Below are 14,887 nucleotides of genomic sequence, written 5' to 3'. Positions count from 1 at the left end.
TAGCATCTCGCCTGGCCACATCGGCAGGCGATGGTTTTCGCTTCGCCGTTTTCCGTCTCCACCCACTTTACGACGGACGTTTAGATGGTTGCCACGATGCCGCTTCACGCCAGCACTGCACGCCTAGAGCGCAGCACGATGATCCCCACGCTGAAGAAGAGCGGGCGTCCGCGTGATGCGCGCGGACGATTCATCCGCCATCACGAGCGTTTGCCGGTGTCGCTGGCCGATACACGCGGTGCTTTGTTCGTGGTTTCGGAGATGGCCGACTTCATCAAGGCGGGCGGTCTGGGCGATGTTGCGGCAGCGCTGCCGCGCGCGCTGCGCCATCGCTACGACGTGCGCGTGTTGATCCCCGGCTACCGTGCCGTGCTCGAGCGTGCCGGCAAGGTGGAGATCGTGGGCCGCGTGCTGGCGCATGCCGCGCTGCCGGCCTGCGACATCGGCCGCATCGTGCAGTCCGATGGGCTGCCGATCTATATCCTGCTGTCCAGGGAGTTGTTCGAACGCGATGGCTCGCCGTATGTGAGCACCAGCGGTTCGGAGTTCGAAGACAACGCGATCCGTTTCGCCACCTTGTCGCATGCCGCCGCGCAAATCGCTGCCGGTCATGCCGGTCTGGGCTGGAAGCCGCGCCTGCTGCATCTCAACGACTGGCCGTGCGCGCTGGCCGCCGGCTACGTGCGTTGGTCCGGCGGCACCACGCCGTGCCTGCTGACCATCCATAACCTGGCCTACCAGGGCCTGGTGCCGTATTCGATGGCGTCTGCGCTGGGCATCCCGGCCGAGCGCGTGGCCGAACTGGAGTTCTACGGGCAGATGTCGTTCCTGCGCGGCGGCATCGTCAATGCCGACCACGTCAACACCGTCAGCGTCAGCTATGCCAAGCAGATCACCGGCCCGGCGCAGGGCTGCGGGCTGGACCGGCTGCTGGCCGGACGCGCCGCCAAGGGCGCGCTGACCGGCATCGTCAACGGCATCGACGCCAGCTGGGACCCGCGCACCGACGAATATCTGGACACGCACTTCAGCGTGAACCAATGGCAGGGCCGGCAGGTCAATGCCGCCCAGGTGCGCAAGGCCCTGGGGCTGCGCGACAGCGCCGGGCCGCTGTTTGCGGTGGTGTCGCGGTTGGTGCATCAGAAGGGCCTGGACCTGATCTGCGAGGTTGCCCCGCAGATCGTTGCGGCCGGTGGCCAGATCGCGGTGATTGGCGGTGGCGAGCCGGAGATCGAACAGCAGGTCGCCGAGCTGACCCGACGCTACCCCGGTCAGGTCGGCGCCTTCATCGGTTTTGAAGAGGGCCTGGCGCGGCGCATGTTCGCCGGTGCCGACTTCCTGCTGATGCCCTCGCGCTTCGAGCCCTGCGGCCTGAGCCAGATGTACGCGCAGCGCTTCGGATGCCTGCCGATCGCGCATGCCACCGGCGGGCTGATCGATACCGTGGACGACGGCGTCACCGGTTTCCTGTTTCAGCATGCCAGCGTGGAGGCTTTGCGCCGCTGCCTGGAACGCGCGTTCCGCACCTTCCGCTTGCCCAGCCTGCTGTCGGCCATGCGCCGCGCGGCCATGCTGCGGCCCAGTGGCTGGGATGTGGCCGGCAAGAAGTATCTGTCCCTCTATGAGCACACCGCTGCAAGCGCACCTGCGCTTGCGATGGTGTCATGAGCGAACGGTTGGGCGTGCAAGGGCAGGCAGCGGAAGGCGAAGGTGTGATCAAGGAAGAAGTCTCCGATAGCGCGCCTGCCCTGCAGGCGCTGGCCGATGCAGCGCCCACCGATGCATTCGCGGTGCTGGGCCCGCACCTGCAGGCCGATGGCCGCCGTCGCGTTCGGGTCCTGGCGCCCGGGGCCGAGGCGATGGGCCTGATCGATCCACGCGGCAAGTTGCTGGCGCGCATGCAGGTCGGCGCGGTCGATGGCGTGTTCGAAGGCGAGCTGGCAGTCGATGGGCCGTACCGGCTGCGCATCGTCTGGCCGGACGTGGTGCAGGAGATCGAAGACCCGTACGCGTTCGCCCCGACCCTGGACGAATCGTTGCTGCTGCAGATCGCCGCTGGCGACGGGCAGGCATTGCGCAGCGCCTTGGGCGCGCAGCATCTGCGCTGCGGCGACGTGCCAGGCGTGCGCTTTGCGGTGTGGGCGCCGCATGCGCAGCGGGTTGCGGTGGTCGGCGATTTCAATGGCTGGGACGCGCGACGGCATCCGATGCGGCAACCCATCGGCGGCGTCTGGGAGCTGTTTCTGCCGCGCGTGGAAGCCGGCGCCCGCTACAAATACGCCATCACTGCCGCCGACGGCCGAGTGCTGCTCAAGGCCGACCCGGTTGCGCGGCAGAGCGAGCTGCCGCCGGCCACCGCCTCGGTGGTGCCCGATGGCGCCGCGTTTGCGTGGACCGATGCCGAATGGATGGCCAGGCGTGCGGTGCAGGCACCGTCGGCGCCGCTGTCCATCTACGAAGTGCATGCCGCCTCGTGGCGTCGCGATGGGCGCGACCAGCCGCTGGACTGGCCCAGCCTGGCCCGTGAGCTGATCCCGTACGTCCAGCGGCTGGGCTTCACCCATATCGAGTTGCTGCCGATCACCGAACACCCCTTCGGTGGTTCGTGGGGCTACCAGCCGTTGGGCCTGTATGCGCCCACCGCGCGCCACGGCAGCCCGGATGGCTTTGCGCACTTCGTCGACGCCTGCCATCGCGCCGGCATCGGCGTGATCCTGGACTGGGTCAGCGCGCACTTCCCAAGCGATGCCCATGGCCTGGCGCAGTTCGACGGCGCTGCGCTGTACGAGCATGCCGACCCGCGCGAAGGCATGCACCGCGACTGGAACACGCTGATCTACAACTACGGCCGGCCCGAAGTGACCGCATTCCTGCAAGGCAGCGCGCTGGAATGGATCGACCATTACCACCTCGACGGCCTGCGCGTGGATGCAGTGGCCTCGATGCTGTATCGCGACTACGGCCGCGCCGAAGGCGAGTGGGTCCCCAATGCGCACGGCGGCCGCGAGAATCTGGAGGCCGTCGCCTTCCTGCGCCAGCTTAACAGCGAGATCGCCACACGGTTTCCCGGTGTGCTGACCATCGCCGAAGAGTCCACCGCCTGGCCGGGCGTGACCGCGCCGATCAGCGAGGGCGGGCTGGGCTTCACCCATAAATGGAACATGGGCTGGATGCACGACACGCTGAGCTACATGCAGCGCGATCCGGCCGAGCGCGCGCAGCATCACAGCCAGCTCACCTTCGGCCTGGTGTACGCGTTCTCCGAGCGTTTCGTCTTGCCGCTCTCGCACGACGAAGTGGTGCATGGCACCGGCGGCCTGCTCGGGCAGATGCCGGGCGACGACTGGCGCCGCTTCGCCAACCTGCGCGCGTACCTGGCGCTGATGTGGGCGCATCCGGGCGACAAACTGCTGTTCATGGGCGGCGAATTCGGCCAGTGGGCCGACTGGAATCACGATCAGTCGCTGGACTGGCATCTGCTCGACGGTGCGCCGCATCGCGGCGTGCAGCAACTGGTGAGCGATCTCAACGCCACCTTGCGCCGCGTGCCGGCGCTGTATCGCGGCACGCATCGTGCCGAGGGGTTCGACTGGAGCGTGGCCGACGACGCGCGCAACAGCGTGCTCGCCTTCATCCGTCACGACCCCGAAGGCGCCGCGCCGCCGTTGCTGGCGGTGAGCAACCTCACCCCGCAACCGCTGCACGACTACCGCGTGGGAGTGCCGCGTGCCGGCATCTGGCGCGAAATCCTCAACACCGACAGTGCCCACTACGGCGGCAGCAACCTCGGCAACAGCGGTCGTCTTGCGACCGAGCCGATGGGCATGCATGGGCATACGCAACGTCTGCGCCTGACCCTGCCGCCGCTGGCCACGATCTACCTGCAAGCGGAGAAATAACGATGAACCAGCGCAACGACATCATCCCGGCCTGGGGCGCCTGGCCAGCGGGTGAGGGACAGGTGCGCTTCGCGCTCTGGGCACCGGCTGCCAACGGCGTGGATGTGGTGTTTGACAACGGCGCGCGCAGCGCGCTGCAGGCCGGGCAGGACGGCTTCTTCAGCGCGATGATCGACTGCGCGCCCGGTGCACGTTATCGCTACAGCATCGACGGCGGCGAGCCGGTGCCGGACCCGGCCTCGCGTTGGCAGCCCGAGGGCGTGCACGGCCCCAGCGCGGTACAGCCAACCGATGGCTACACCTGGCAACACACCCGGTGGCAGGGGCGGCCGTGGGACGAAGCGGTGATCTACGAATTGCATGTGGGCACCTGCGGCGGCTACGCCGGTGTGCAGGCGCAACTGCCGCAACTGGCGGCGATGGGCATCACCGCCATCGAGCTGATGCCGCTGAGCGCGTTTCCCGGTGCGCATAACTGGGGCTACGACGGCGTGCTGCCGTATGCGCCGGCCGACGCCTATGGCACCCCGGATCAATTGAAGGCCCTGATCGACGCGGCGCACGGGCACGGCCTGATGGTGTTGCTGGATGTGGTCTACAACCACTTCGGCCCGGACGGCAATTACCTGCACAGCTACGCCGGCCCGTTCTTCAACGACGACAAGCCCACCCCATGGGGTGCAGCGATCGATTTCCGCAAGCCGCCGGTGCAGCGGTATTTTCTCGATAACGCACTGATGTGGCTGCACGAATATGGCTTCGATGGCCTGCGCCTGGATGCGGTGCATGCGATCTCGCCGAATGCCTTTCTGGACACCTTGCGCGAGACTATCGAGACCAGCTTACCGGCGGGTCGGCATGTGCATCTGGTGCTGGAAAACGAAGCCAACCAGGCCTCGCAATTGCAACGTGGCTATACCGCGCAATGGGATGACGACTTCCATAACGCCTTGCATGTCCTGCTGACCGGCGAAGAGGAAGGCTACTACGCCGCGTTTGCCGACAAGCCCACCGACCACCTGGCGCGCGTGCTCGGCGAAGGCTTTGCATACCAGGGTGAGCCCGATCCGCGCGGGCATGTGCGGGGCGAGCCCAGCGGCGCGTTGCCGCCGCACAAGTTCGTGGTGTTTGCGCAGAATCACGACCAGATCGGCAACCGCGCACGCGGTGAACGGCTGAGCGTGCTGGTGTCGCCGCAACGCTTGCGTGCGGCCTTGGCGCTGACCGCGCTCACGCCGATGATTCCGCTGTTTTTCATGGGCGAGCCATGGGGCGCCAAGCAGCCGTTCCTGTTCTTCACCGACTTCGGCCCGCCGCTGGATGACGCAGTGCGCGAAGGGCGCCGGCGCGAGTTTGCGCATTTCGCTGCGTTCGCCGACGCAGCACAGCGCGCCACCATTCCCGACCCGAACAGCCATTCCACATTCGCGGCGTCGCGTGCGCCGATCGCCGACGCAGCGGACGGCGACGGCGCGCAGTGGGCGGCCTGGTTCAAGGCTTTGCTGGACGTGCGGCGTCAATGGCTGGTGCCGGGCTTGGCGCAAGCACGCGCCGTGCGTGCCAGCGTCCTTGCCGATGGTGCGGTGATGGCCACGTGGGAATTGCCGGGCGGGTTGTGGCATATCGCCTTCAATGTGGGCACCCGTGCAGTGCCGCTGCCACCGGTGCGCGGACGCGTGGTGCATGTTGAAAACGTCGTTGCCGACGCACGGCAGCTGCCGGTCGATGGCTTCATTGCCTGGCACGAGGCGCACTCATGAGTCCGCGCGCTCCTGGCAGTGAGGACCTCAACACCCTGGCCGCTGCAGCCGGGGTGATGGTGGATTGGGTGGATGCCAGTTACCAGCGGCGGCAGGTGTCCGAGCAATCGGTGCATGCCGTGCTCACCGCGTTGGAGTTGCCCGCCGCCACTGCGGCGCAACGGGCCGACAGCCTGCGTCGCTGCACCGCGCAGGCCGCCGAGCCGGCACCGCTACTGACCGTGCAGGTGGGCGAGCCGCTGCCGTTGCGCGTTGCAGCCAATGCCAGCGGCCGCTGGACCGACGACCGTGGTACCAGCGAAGACGCACGCGTGGATACGCAAGGGCACGTGCGCGCTCCGCAGCGTTTCGGTTACTGGACGCTGCAGATCGGCGCGATCACCCAGCAGGTGGCAGTAGCGCCATTGCGTTGTTTCAGCGTAGCCGATGCCTGCGGCCAACCATCGCCGCGTGCCTGGGGCATGGCGTTGCAGGTGTATTCGGCACGCAGTCTGGACGACGGTGGCATCGGCGATGCGGCCGGTACCGTGGAATGGTTGCGGCATGCGTCCTTGGCCGGCGCCGATGCCTTGGCCTTGAGTCCGGTACACGCCTCACGTCCGGTGACGGGTGGCTACAGCCCGTATTCGCCCAGCGATCGGCGCTTTCTCGATCCGTTGCACGCCGCGCCGGTGCGCATCCTGGGCGAACTGGCGCTGGATGCAATCAACGATGTACCCGGCCTGCGCGAACGTTTCGATCGCTTGCACAACGGCGCATTGATCGATTGGCAGGCCTCGGCGCACGCCAAGTGGGAATTGCTGCGTCAGTTGTACACGCGTGTCTCGCCCGATCACGCCGACCTGATCGCCTTCCGCACTGCAGGCGGCGCGGCGCTGGAGGGCTTTGCACGCTTCGCCGCGCAGGATCTCGGCGACAACGATCCGCAGCTGCATGTGTTCACCCAATGGCTGGCGGCGCGCAGTTGGTCCGATGCGCAACGCGAGGCGCACGAGCGCGGCATGAAGATCGGTTTGATCGCCGATCTGGCGGTCGGCTTCGACCCGAACGGCGCCGAAGCCGCTGCAGCAGCCGACACGGTGTTGCGCGGCCTGGTGCTGGGCGCGCCACCGGATGCCTTCAATGCCGATGGTCAGCATTGGGGCATCGGTGCGTATTCGCCCACCGCATTGCGGCGCAGCGGCTACGCGCCGTACATCGCGCTGCTGCGTGCGGTGCTGCGCGATCGCGGCGGTATCCGCATCGATCACATTCTTGGCCTGCTGCGGCTGTGGGTGGTGCCCGACGGCGCCAGTTCCAATGCAGGTGCGTATCTGGCGTACCCGTTGCACGACCTGCTCAACCTGCTGGCGCTGGAATCGTGGCGGCATCGGGCGATTGTCATCGGCGAGGACCTGGGCGTGGTGCCGCCGGGCATCCGCGAAGAACTCTCGCGCCGCGGCGTGATGGGCATCGATGTGCTGATGTTCACCCGCGACGACGACGGCGCCTTCGTGTCGCCGGCGTTGTGGCGGCCGGATGCGATCGCCACCACCACCACGCACGATCTGCCCACGCTCACCGGCTGGCGCGCCGGCCGCGATATCGAATGGCGGCGCAAGCTGGAATTGATCCAGCCCGTACAGGCCAGCGACGCTTCCAAAGCGCGCCTCAAGGACGTGGCACGGCTGGAGGCTGCTGTCGAACACGCAGGCCTGGGCAGTGCGCATGACCCATTGCTGGGCGCGCTGCGTTTCACCGCCACCAGCGTCTCGCCACTGGCCTTGTTGCCGGTGGAGGACGCGCTCGCGCTGGACGAACAACCCAATCTGCCGGGCACCGTCGAAGTCCATCCCAACTGGCGTCGACGCCTGCCCGATCCCTTGCCGCATGCGCGTCTGAGTTCGGCGCTGCAGGGCTTTGCCGAGGCGCGTCGCGTCGCGGCCGTTTCGGAAACGCATCCATGATCGATCTACGCGCCACCGCCCGCCTGCAGCTGCATGCCGGTTTCACCTTGCACGATGCGCGCGCGCAGGTGCCGTACTACGCCGGGCTTGGCATCAGCCACCTGTATCTTTCGCCGATCGGCACGGCCGTGCCGGGCTCCACGCACGGCTACGACAACATCGACCCCACCGTGGTCAATCCCGAACTCGGCGGCGAAGACGCATTGATCGCGCTGTCGCAGGCTGCGCGCGAAGACGGCATGGGCCTGATCGCCGACATCGTGCCCAACCACATGGCCACGCATGCGCAGAATGCGTGGTGGTGGGATGTATTGCGTAACGGCCGCAGCGCCAAGCATGCCGACTGGTTCGATATCGATTGGCGCGCGCCGGGGCGCGACGGCAAGGTGTGGTTGGCGGTGCTGGACCGCCCGTATGCGACAGCGCTGGCCGAAGGCCTGATCACGCTGGTGATCGAAGACGACGGCAGTGCTGCGTTGGCGCATTACGACCAGCGTTATCCCATTCGTCCGCAGACGCTGGAAATCCCAGAAAGCGCTACACGCGCGCAGTGGCTGCGCGACTACAACGACGGCGCCAAACGCGGCGATGGCCGCCTGCACAAGTTGATCGAACGTCAGCCGTATCGCTTGAACTGGTGGCGCGTGGGCAATGACATGCTCAACTACCGTCGCTTCTTCGATATCACCTCGCTGGTGGCCTTGCGGGTGGAGTTGCCGGCGGTGTTCGATGCAGTGCACGCGTTGCCGCTGCGGCTGGTGGCCGAAGGCCATCTGGATGGTCTGCGCATCGATCACGTGGACGGGCTCACCGACCCCACCGGGTATGTGCGCAAGCTGCGCAGCCGGCTGGATGCGGCCGGCCGTACGCGCGGCCTCAAGCCCGGCACGCTGGGCCTGTATCTGGAAAAAATCCTGGCCCCCGGCGAGCACCTGCCGGCCGACTGGCCGTGCGATGGCACCACCGGCTACGACTTCATGGACCAGGTGGGCGGCGTGCTGCACGACGCGGCCGGCTTCAAGCCATTGGCGCGTGCCTGGCAGAAGGTGAGCGGACGCAGCGGCGATTTCGCGCAGGAAGAACGCACCGCCCGCGATGAAATCCTGCGTGGCCCGCTGCAGACCGAATTCAATCGCGCCGTTGGTGCGTTGTCGGCGTTGGCGCGGCTGGATCCGCCGACGCGCGAGTTCAGTCCGCAGATGCTGGCGCGCGGCTTGTGCGTGTTGCTGCGCTGGTTCCCGGTGTACCGCACCTATGCCGGTGCCAAGGGCATCACCGGCAGTGAGGCGGAGCGTTTGCGCGCCACCGCTGCAACGGCGCGCGAGGGGATGCCGGAGTCGATCGTGGCGGCCGTGGATGCGATTGAGCGCTGGCTGCTCGACGATGCCGGTGCTGATCGCGCGCAGATCGCGTTGCGACGCATCCTGCGCCGTCGCGTGGAACAGCTTTCCGCACCGCTCAACGCCAAGTCGGTGGAAGACACCGCGTTCTACCGGCATGGCGTGCTGCTATCGCGCAACGAGGTCGGCAGCCACCCGACCCACTTCGCCAACGAAGCCGCGCAGTTCCACGCGCAGAATCTCGAGCGTGCCAAGCATTACCCGCGTGCATTGCTGGCCACCGCCACGCATGACCACAAGCGCGGCGAAGACCTGCGCATGCGGTTGGCGGTGTTGTCCGAGCAGCCGCGTTGGTGGGTGGAGCAGAGCGCCCACTTCGATACGCTGGCCGACGCGCTGGAATCGCCGGCCCTGGCCGGAGGCGACCAGCAGATGCTGTGGCAGACGTTGGTGGCGGCGTGGCCGCTCGGCCTGGGCGCCGATCAGACCGAGCCGCTTGCCGACTACGCCGAGCGCATCGCGCAATGGCTGCTCAAGGCGGTGCGCGAAGCCAAGCTGCACACCAGCTGGACCGATGGCTCGCCGGCCTATGAGCAAGCCGTGCAGGCCACGGTGGAGCAGGTGCTGTGCAGCCGTGCCGGGCTACCGCTGCGGCGCGCACTGCTGCGCGCCAGCAACCACATCGCCGCCGCCGGCGCGCGTAACGGACTGGCACAAACCACGTTGCGCCTGACCGTGCCCGGCGTGCCCGATCTGTACCAAGGCACCGAAGGCTGGGATCTGTCGCTGGTGGATCCGGACAATCGCCGCCCGGTCGATTACGCCCAGCGCCAGCAATGGCTGCAGCAGGCACGCGACGTCACCGCGCTGCTGCGCAGCTGGCGCGATGGCGCGGTCAAGGCGCGCCTCACGGCACTGCTGCTGCAGCTCCGTCGCGAACATCCGTCGCTGTTTGCGAAGGGCGACTATCAGCCCTTGAACGTGGCGGTCACTGGCGATGCGCACGTGCTGGCATTCCGCCGCCAGTACCGCGGGCAGTCGCTGGTGGTGGCCGTCACGCGGCTGGGCGCTGGCGCTGGCGCTGAGGGCGAGGGCGATCTGCCCTTGCTGGTGGCGCCGGCAACCTGGGGTCAGGCGTCGTTGGCATTGGGCGAGGGCACATACCGTAATGTGCTCGACGGCAGCACGCTGCAGCCTCAGCGCGGCCGTGTGGCGCTATCCACGCTGTTTGCACGTGCGCCGGTGGCAGTGTTGCTGTCCCAAGAAAATTGACTCCCCGAGAGAAACGCACGCAATGAATGACATGGAACGGCAGGCGCGGCTTGCCCAGTTGGCACGAGAGATTTGGGAGGCGGAGGGCCGCCCGGACGGGCACGCAGACCGCCATTGGGCCATGGCCGAGCGGCTGGTGGAGGCCGAAGAGCGCGCCGCCGAACAGGCGGCCGAGTACGCAGCGACACCCATCGCTGCACGTCAGTAACGATGCGTCTGGCACCGTGCATGGGTCGGCCTGTGGGCCGGCCCATGTGCTGCGGATCGCTCCGCCAGTGCAAAATCGCGCGCCGTTTGCGTTCACCGTTCTAAGGAGTCACCGATGGCCACTCGCAAGTTCACCCAGCGCTCGCGCATCCGCGAAGGCCGTCCCAACCCGCTCGGTGCCACCTGGGACGGGCTAGGCGTCAACTTTGCGCTGTATTCGCGCAATGCCACCCGGGTGGAGTTGTGCCTGTTCGACGACCGTGGCCGCGAGCAGGAGCGTATCGCGCTCCCCGAATACACCGACGAGGTCTGGCACGGCTATCTGCCCGACGCACGTCCCGGCCAGTTGTATGGCTACCGCGTGCATGGGCCGTACGCGCCCGACGCCGGCCACCGTTTCAACCACAACAAATTGCTGCTGGACCCGTACGCCAAGCAGATCGTCGGCGAACTCAAATGGGCGCCGCATCTGTTCGGCTACACCATCGGCCATCGCGACAAGGACCTGAGCTTCGACCGCCGCGACAGCGCCGCGTTCATGCCCAAATCCGCGGTGATCGACCCCGCCTTCACCTGGGGCCAGGATCGCCCGCCGCAGACGCCCTGGAACCGCACGGTGATCTACGAAGCGCACGTGCGCGGCCTGAGCATGCTGCACCCGGCGGTTCCGCCGGAAGAGCGCGGCACGTTCTCGGCATTGAAGACCGACGAATTGATCGACCACATCAGCTCGCTCGGCGTCACCGCAGTGGAATTGCTGCCGGTGCATGCGTTCGTCGACGATCAATATCTGCTGGAAAAAGGCCTGCGCAATTACTGGGGCTACAACACGCTGGGCTTCTTTGCGCCGCAGGCGCGTTACATGTCCACGCGCACCGTGGCCGAGTTCAAGCAGATGGTGGCGCGGCTGCATCATGCCGGCCTGGAAGTGCTGCTGGACGTGGTCTACAACCACACCGCCGAAGGCAATGAGCTCGGCCCCACGCTGTCGTTCAAGGGCATCGACAACGCCAGCTATTACCGCCTGGCCGACGATCGCCGCTTCTACATCAACGACACCGGCACCGGTAACACCTTCGACCTCACCAATGTCGGCGCGCTGCGCATGGTGATGGATTCGCTGCGTTACTGGGTGCAGGAAATGCACGTGGACGGCTTCCGGTTCGATCTGGCCAGTATCCTTGGCCGCGAGCGTTACGGCTTCGATCCCTCCGGCAGTTTTCTGGATGCGGTGCGCCAGGATCCGGTACTGAGCCAGACCAAGTTGATCGCCGAGCCGTGGGATATCGGCCCCGGTGGCTATCAGGTGGGCAACTTCCCGCCCGGCTGGGTGGAATGGAACGACAAGTTCCGCGACAACGTGCGTGCGTTCTGGCGCGGCGACGGCGGCCAGCTGGCCGAGTTGGCCACGCGCCTCACCGGCTCTGCGGATCTGTTCAATCACAGCGGCCGCCGGCCGACCGCGTCGGTCAATTTCGTCACCGCACACGACGGTTTCACCCTGCGCGATCTGGTCAGCTACGAAGGCAAGCACAACCTCGCCAATGGCGAAGATGGCAGGGATGGCAGCGACCACAACATCTCGTGCAATTACGGCGTGGAAGGCGAGAGCAACGACCCGGCCATCAAGCAGCTGCGTCGCCAGCAGATGCGCAACCTGCTCGCTACCTTGCTGTTATCGCAGGGCACGCCGATGCTGCTGGCCGGCGACGAATTCGGCCACAGCCAGAACGGCAACAACAACGCGTACTGCCAGGACAACGAGCTGACCTGGATCGACTGGACCGCGGCGACCAAGGCCGCTGCCGCCGACCAGGCCGCCTTCGTGCGCCGATTGATCCGCATCCGGCAACGCTACCCGTTGCTGCACCGCGCGCGTTTCTTCGATGGCAAGTTCGACGAAGCGCTGGGCCTGAAGGATCTCACCTGGTTGGCGCCGGACGGCCACGAGATGGACGAAGCCAGCTGGCACGATCCGGAAGCGCGCGCGTTGATGCTGCGCCTGGATGGCCGCTCGCCGACCACCGGCCTGCGCGAGATCGCTGCCAACGTGACGCTGCTGATGTTGATCAATGCCGCCTCCACCAGCGTGTTGTTCACGCTACCGGCGATGCATGATGAACATTGGCGCGTGCTGGTGGACACCGCCCGCCACGGCGGCCGCGTGGTGGCCGGCGGTAGCGAATGGAAGGCGCCGGCGCACTCGTTGACCTTGCTCGCGGTGGAGCGCGACCGCATCGCCAGCAGTGCGCGGATCGTTTCCGAGGGAGCGCGTTGATGGCGAGGATGGCCTGATGGATGTCTTGTTGGCAGGGGCGACCGGTCTGGTCGGCAGGCAGGTTTTGCAGCAATTGCTGGCAGATACGCGTTGCACTGGCGTAGTGGCGATCACGCGGCGGCCGCTGACGCAGATCCACCCCAAGTTGCGCAACCAGGTGATCGACTTCGAACGACTCGATCACTGGACGGCGCCACGCATGGAGGCAGCCATCTGCGCCCTGGGCAGCACGATGAAACAGGCTGGTTCGCGCGAGGCGTTCTATCGCATCGACCATGATTACCCGATGGCCATCGCGCGCACAGCCTGCGCGCAGGGCACGTCGGTGTTCGTGCTGAACTCGGCGGCCGGCGCCAACGCGCAATCGCGCATCTTCTACAGTCGCGTCAAAGGCGAACTGGAACGCGATCTGCGCGAGATCGGCTTCCCCTCGCTCACCTTCGTACGCCCCTGCCTGATCGGCGGCGAACGCGAAGAGCGCCGCACCGGCGAGCATATCGGCAGCCTGGTGCTCGGCGCGCTCGGCCCGCTGCTGCCACGGCGTTTCCGCATCAACCCGGCAGAACGGATTGCCGCAGCGATGGTGTCTGCCGCGCTGGAACCGGCGCGTGGGGAGCACGTTGTCGAGGCGGCGGAGCTGGTTGGGTAGCGCCCTCGGCCAGGATAACGCTGAGACAGGCAGCGTCCTGCCAGCGCAGTTGTCATGGCAGGATTTAAAGGCGGCGGCGTTACCTCCGGATCGCAACGCCAAGGGGTATGACGTGACCCCGGCGACCTGACCCGAGCAACTTCGCCGCCGAGTGGCGCTGCCGATGATCTCCAGCCGCCCGGACCTGGCAACACACGACCGTTTGCATCGCGTGGATGTGGCCGGAATCTCGATGCGTGCCATCGCCAGTGCGTGGGAGTGCGCGCACACAGCACGGCGATTCCGGACTGCGAAGCCGCTGCGATGCATCATAAGCGCCACGCTTGCATCACCCGGACCGGTAACGACAGATTCGATCCGACGGATTGCTGTGTCGTGTCGGTAAGATCAAACCTCTGCAACTCCGCGTCAATCACCACGACGCCTATGAGAATTTTGTGGATTGATCTTAATTAATCCACGTAAAGGCACGTGCATTGTGCATTCCATGCATGCCGGTTCAGTAATGATAAAAAAATCCTGAATTGAGATACTTTGCGCTACTTAAAAAAGATTCAGGCGGCATACACCGACCAGCCCTAGGCTACTCGCGGTGTGGCCGCATACAACCCTTCGGTCACTCTGATGTTGCCATCGACGTCTTGCTATCAGTGCACCGTATGGAGAACGACATGTCAGAAAAGGAATCGGATAAAAGGAAACACAGAAATCCGGCTTCGGCGAAAGAATCGACCTCGCGGCAAACTAAGCGACCTGGCCAGACCGGTATCGATAAGCTGGATCAGAGCGACATGGAGCTCATGGCCGGAGGTCAGGAAACAGGAACCAGCCCGCCAATCACCGTGACTGCCACTCCACCGACGACGGTCACCGGCAACCCGCCCAGCCCGCCGATCACGGTCACCAGCAATCCGCCCAGCAGCGGAAATCCCGGCTCGCCGCCGCCACCGCCGCCAGGGTGTCCGCCAGCCACTCCCTCCAGCGACTGGGCTGCGCAGGATCAGGCGGTAAAAGATGCATTACAGACCGCACAGGGCGATCAATCCGGTGTCGACCGTGCCATCGACGACTGGGAGACGGTCGCCAGTGCAGCAAACGCCCATAACATCGATCCCGCAATGCTAGCTGCGATCGGCATTCGTGAGACGAACTTTCGGGATATCAATCAAAATGGCGGCGGATTGGGACGTGGCGTCTTCCAGATCGACCTGGGCGCGCACCCCGACGTAACCGAAGCGCAGGCGAACGACCTTTCATTTGCGGCGAACTACGCCGCCAATATCTTGCAGCAGAATCAGGCCACGCTTGCTGCGCAATATCCCAACTTCACGGCCGAGCAACTGCAGCAAGCCACCGCTGCGTCCTATAACTTCGGCACCGGAAATATCTCCGGCAATCCTGAGACCATCGATCAGGGCACGTCCGGCAATAACTATGGATCGAATATTCAAGCGCTGATGCCGGCATTCAAGGACCCTGTCACCGGCTTGACGCCCAAGGCAGGGACATCGAACGGTGGCAAGGATGGGTGCTGAT

Annotated in this window: 9 protein-coding genes; all 9 read left to right on the top strand. The window is 66.0% G+C overall.

Features of this window, described 5'->3' with window-relative positions; all coding sequences use genetic code 11:
* Nucleotides 1-84: 84 nt before the first annotated feature.
* The 9 genes from glgA (at nt 85) to XpruCFBP8353_RS09455 (ending at nt 14,886) form a co-directional block, all read left to right on the top strand.
* Nucleotides 85-1,668 (top strand): glycogen synthase GlgA, encoded by a 1,584-nt coding sequence (gene glgA, locus XpruCFBP8353_RS09495; protein ID WP_101362975.1) that lies wholly within the window; start codon nt 85-87, stop codon nt 1,666-1,668.
* The gene (locus XpruCFBP8353_RS09490; protein ID WP_101362974.1) at nt 1,665-3,899 is read left to right on the top strand and encodes a 1,4-alpha-glucan branching enzyme; all 2,235 of its coding nucleotides are present in this window, start codon (nt 1,665-1,667) and stop codon (nt 3,897-3,899) included. The genes glgA and XpruCFBP8353_RS09490 overlap by 4 nt, the downstream gene beginning before the upstream one ends.
* A 2-nt stretch (nt 3,900-3,901) precedes the next feature.
* Complete coding sequence (gene treZ / locus XpruCFBP8353_RS09485) at nt 3,902-5,659, top strand: malto-oligosyltrehalose trehalohydrolase (protein ID WP_101362973.1); 1,758 nt, start codon at nt 3,902-3,904, stop codon at nt 5,657-5,659.
* A complete protein-coding gene (malQ, locus tag XpruCFBP8353_RS09480) occupies nt 5,656-7,605 on the top strand; it encodes a 4-alpha-glucanotransferase (protein WP_101362972.1) in 1,950 nt (649 codons plus the stop codon). The genes treZ and malQ overlap by 4 nt, the downstream gene beginning before the upstream one ends.
* Nucleotides 7,602-10,217 (top strand): malto-oligosyltrehalose synthase, encoded by a 2,616-nt coding sequence (treY, locus tag XpruCFBP8353_RS09475; protein ID WP_101362971.1) that lies wholly within the window; start codon nt 7,602-7,604, stop codon nt 10,215-10,217. Before malQ ends, treY begins: the two co-directional genes overlap by 4 nt.
* A 22-nt stretch (nt 10,218-10,239) precedes the next feature.
* On the top strand, nt 10,240-10,425 hold the full coding sequence (locus XpruCFBP8353_RS09470) for a DUF2934 domain-containing protein (RefSeq protein ID WP_008575499.1): 186 nt from the start codon (nt 10,240-10,242) through the stop codon (nt 10,423-10,425).
* Nucleotides 10,426-10,539: 114 nt separating this feature from the next.
* Nucleotides 10,540-12,702, top strand: a complete 2,163-nt coding sequence (gene glgX, locus XpruCFBP8353_RS09465) for a glycogen debranching protein GlgX (RefSeq protein WP_101362970.1) — start codon at nt 10,540-10,542, stop codon at nt 12,700-12,702.
* A 16-nt stretch (nt 12,703-12,718) separates the two neighbouring features.
* Nucleotides 12,719-13,351 (top strand): Rossmann-fold NAD(P)-binding domain-containing protein, encoded by a 633-nt coding sequence (locus XpruCFBP8353_RS09460; RefSeq protein WP_101362969.1) that lies wholly within the window; start codon nt 12,719-12,721, stop codon nt 13,349-13,351.
* Between the two features lie 671 nt (nt 13,352-14,022).
* Nucleotides 14,023-14,886, top strand: a complete 864-nt coding sequence (locus XpruCFBP8353_RS09455; RefSeq protein WP_133125641.1) for a lysozyme family protein — start codon at nt 14,023-14,025, stop codon at nt 14,884-14,886.
* Nucleotide 14,887: the final 1 nt, after the last annotated feature.

Origin of the sequence: Xanthomonas prunicola, assembly GCF_002846205.1 — a bacterium.
GTDB classification, from domain to species: Bacteria; Pseudomonadota; Gammaproteobacteria; order Xanthomonadales; family Xanthomonadaceae; genus Xanthomonas; species Xanthomonas prunicola.
The sequence above is the reverse complement of the archived record's forward strand: the minus strand, read 5'-3'. Positions and strand labels throughout refer to the sequence as shown.

What these genes read in the sequence shown, in the direction of transcription:
- glgA (WP_101362975.1), top strand. Translation starts at nt 85, where the DNA reads ATGGTTGCCACGATGCCGCTTCACGCCAGCACTGCACGCCTAGAGCGC.
- XpruCFBP8353_RS09490 (WP_101362974.1), top strand. Translation starts at nt 1,665, where the DNA reads ATGAGCGAACGGTTGGGCGTGCAAGGGCAGGCAGCGGAAGGCGAAGGT.
- treZ (WP_101362973.1), top strand. Translation starts at nt 3,902, where the DNA reads ATGAACCAGCGCAACGACATCATCCCGGCCTGGGGCGCCTGGCCAGCG.
- malQ (WP_101362972.1), top strand. Translation starts at nt 5,656, where the DNA reads ATGAGTCCGCGCGCTCCTGGCAGTGAGGACCTCAACACCCTGGCCGCT.
- treY (WP_101362971.1), top strand. Translation starts at nt 7,602, where the DNA reads ATGATCGATCTACGCGCCACCGCCCGCCTGCAGCTGCATGCCGGTTTC.
- XpruCFBP8353_RS09470 (WP_008575499.1), top strand. Translation starts at nt 10,240, where the DNA reads ATGAATGACATGGAACGGCAGGCGCGGCTTGCCCAGTTGGCACGAGAG.
- glgX (WP_101362970.1), top strand. Translation starts at nt 10,540, where the DNA reads ATGGCCACTCGCAAGTTCACCCAGCGCTCGCGCATCCGCGAAGGCCGT.
- XpruCFBP8353_RS09460 (WP_101362969.1), top strand. Translation starts at nt 12,719, where the DNA reads ATGGATGTCTTGTTGGCAGGGGCGACCGGTCTGGTCGGCAGGCAGGTT.
- XpruCFBP8353_RS09455 (WP_133125641.1), top strand. Translation starts at nt 14,023, where the DNA reads ATGTCAGAAAAGGAATCGGATAAAAGGAAACACAGAAATCCGGCTTCG.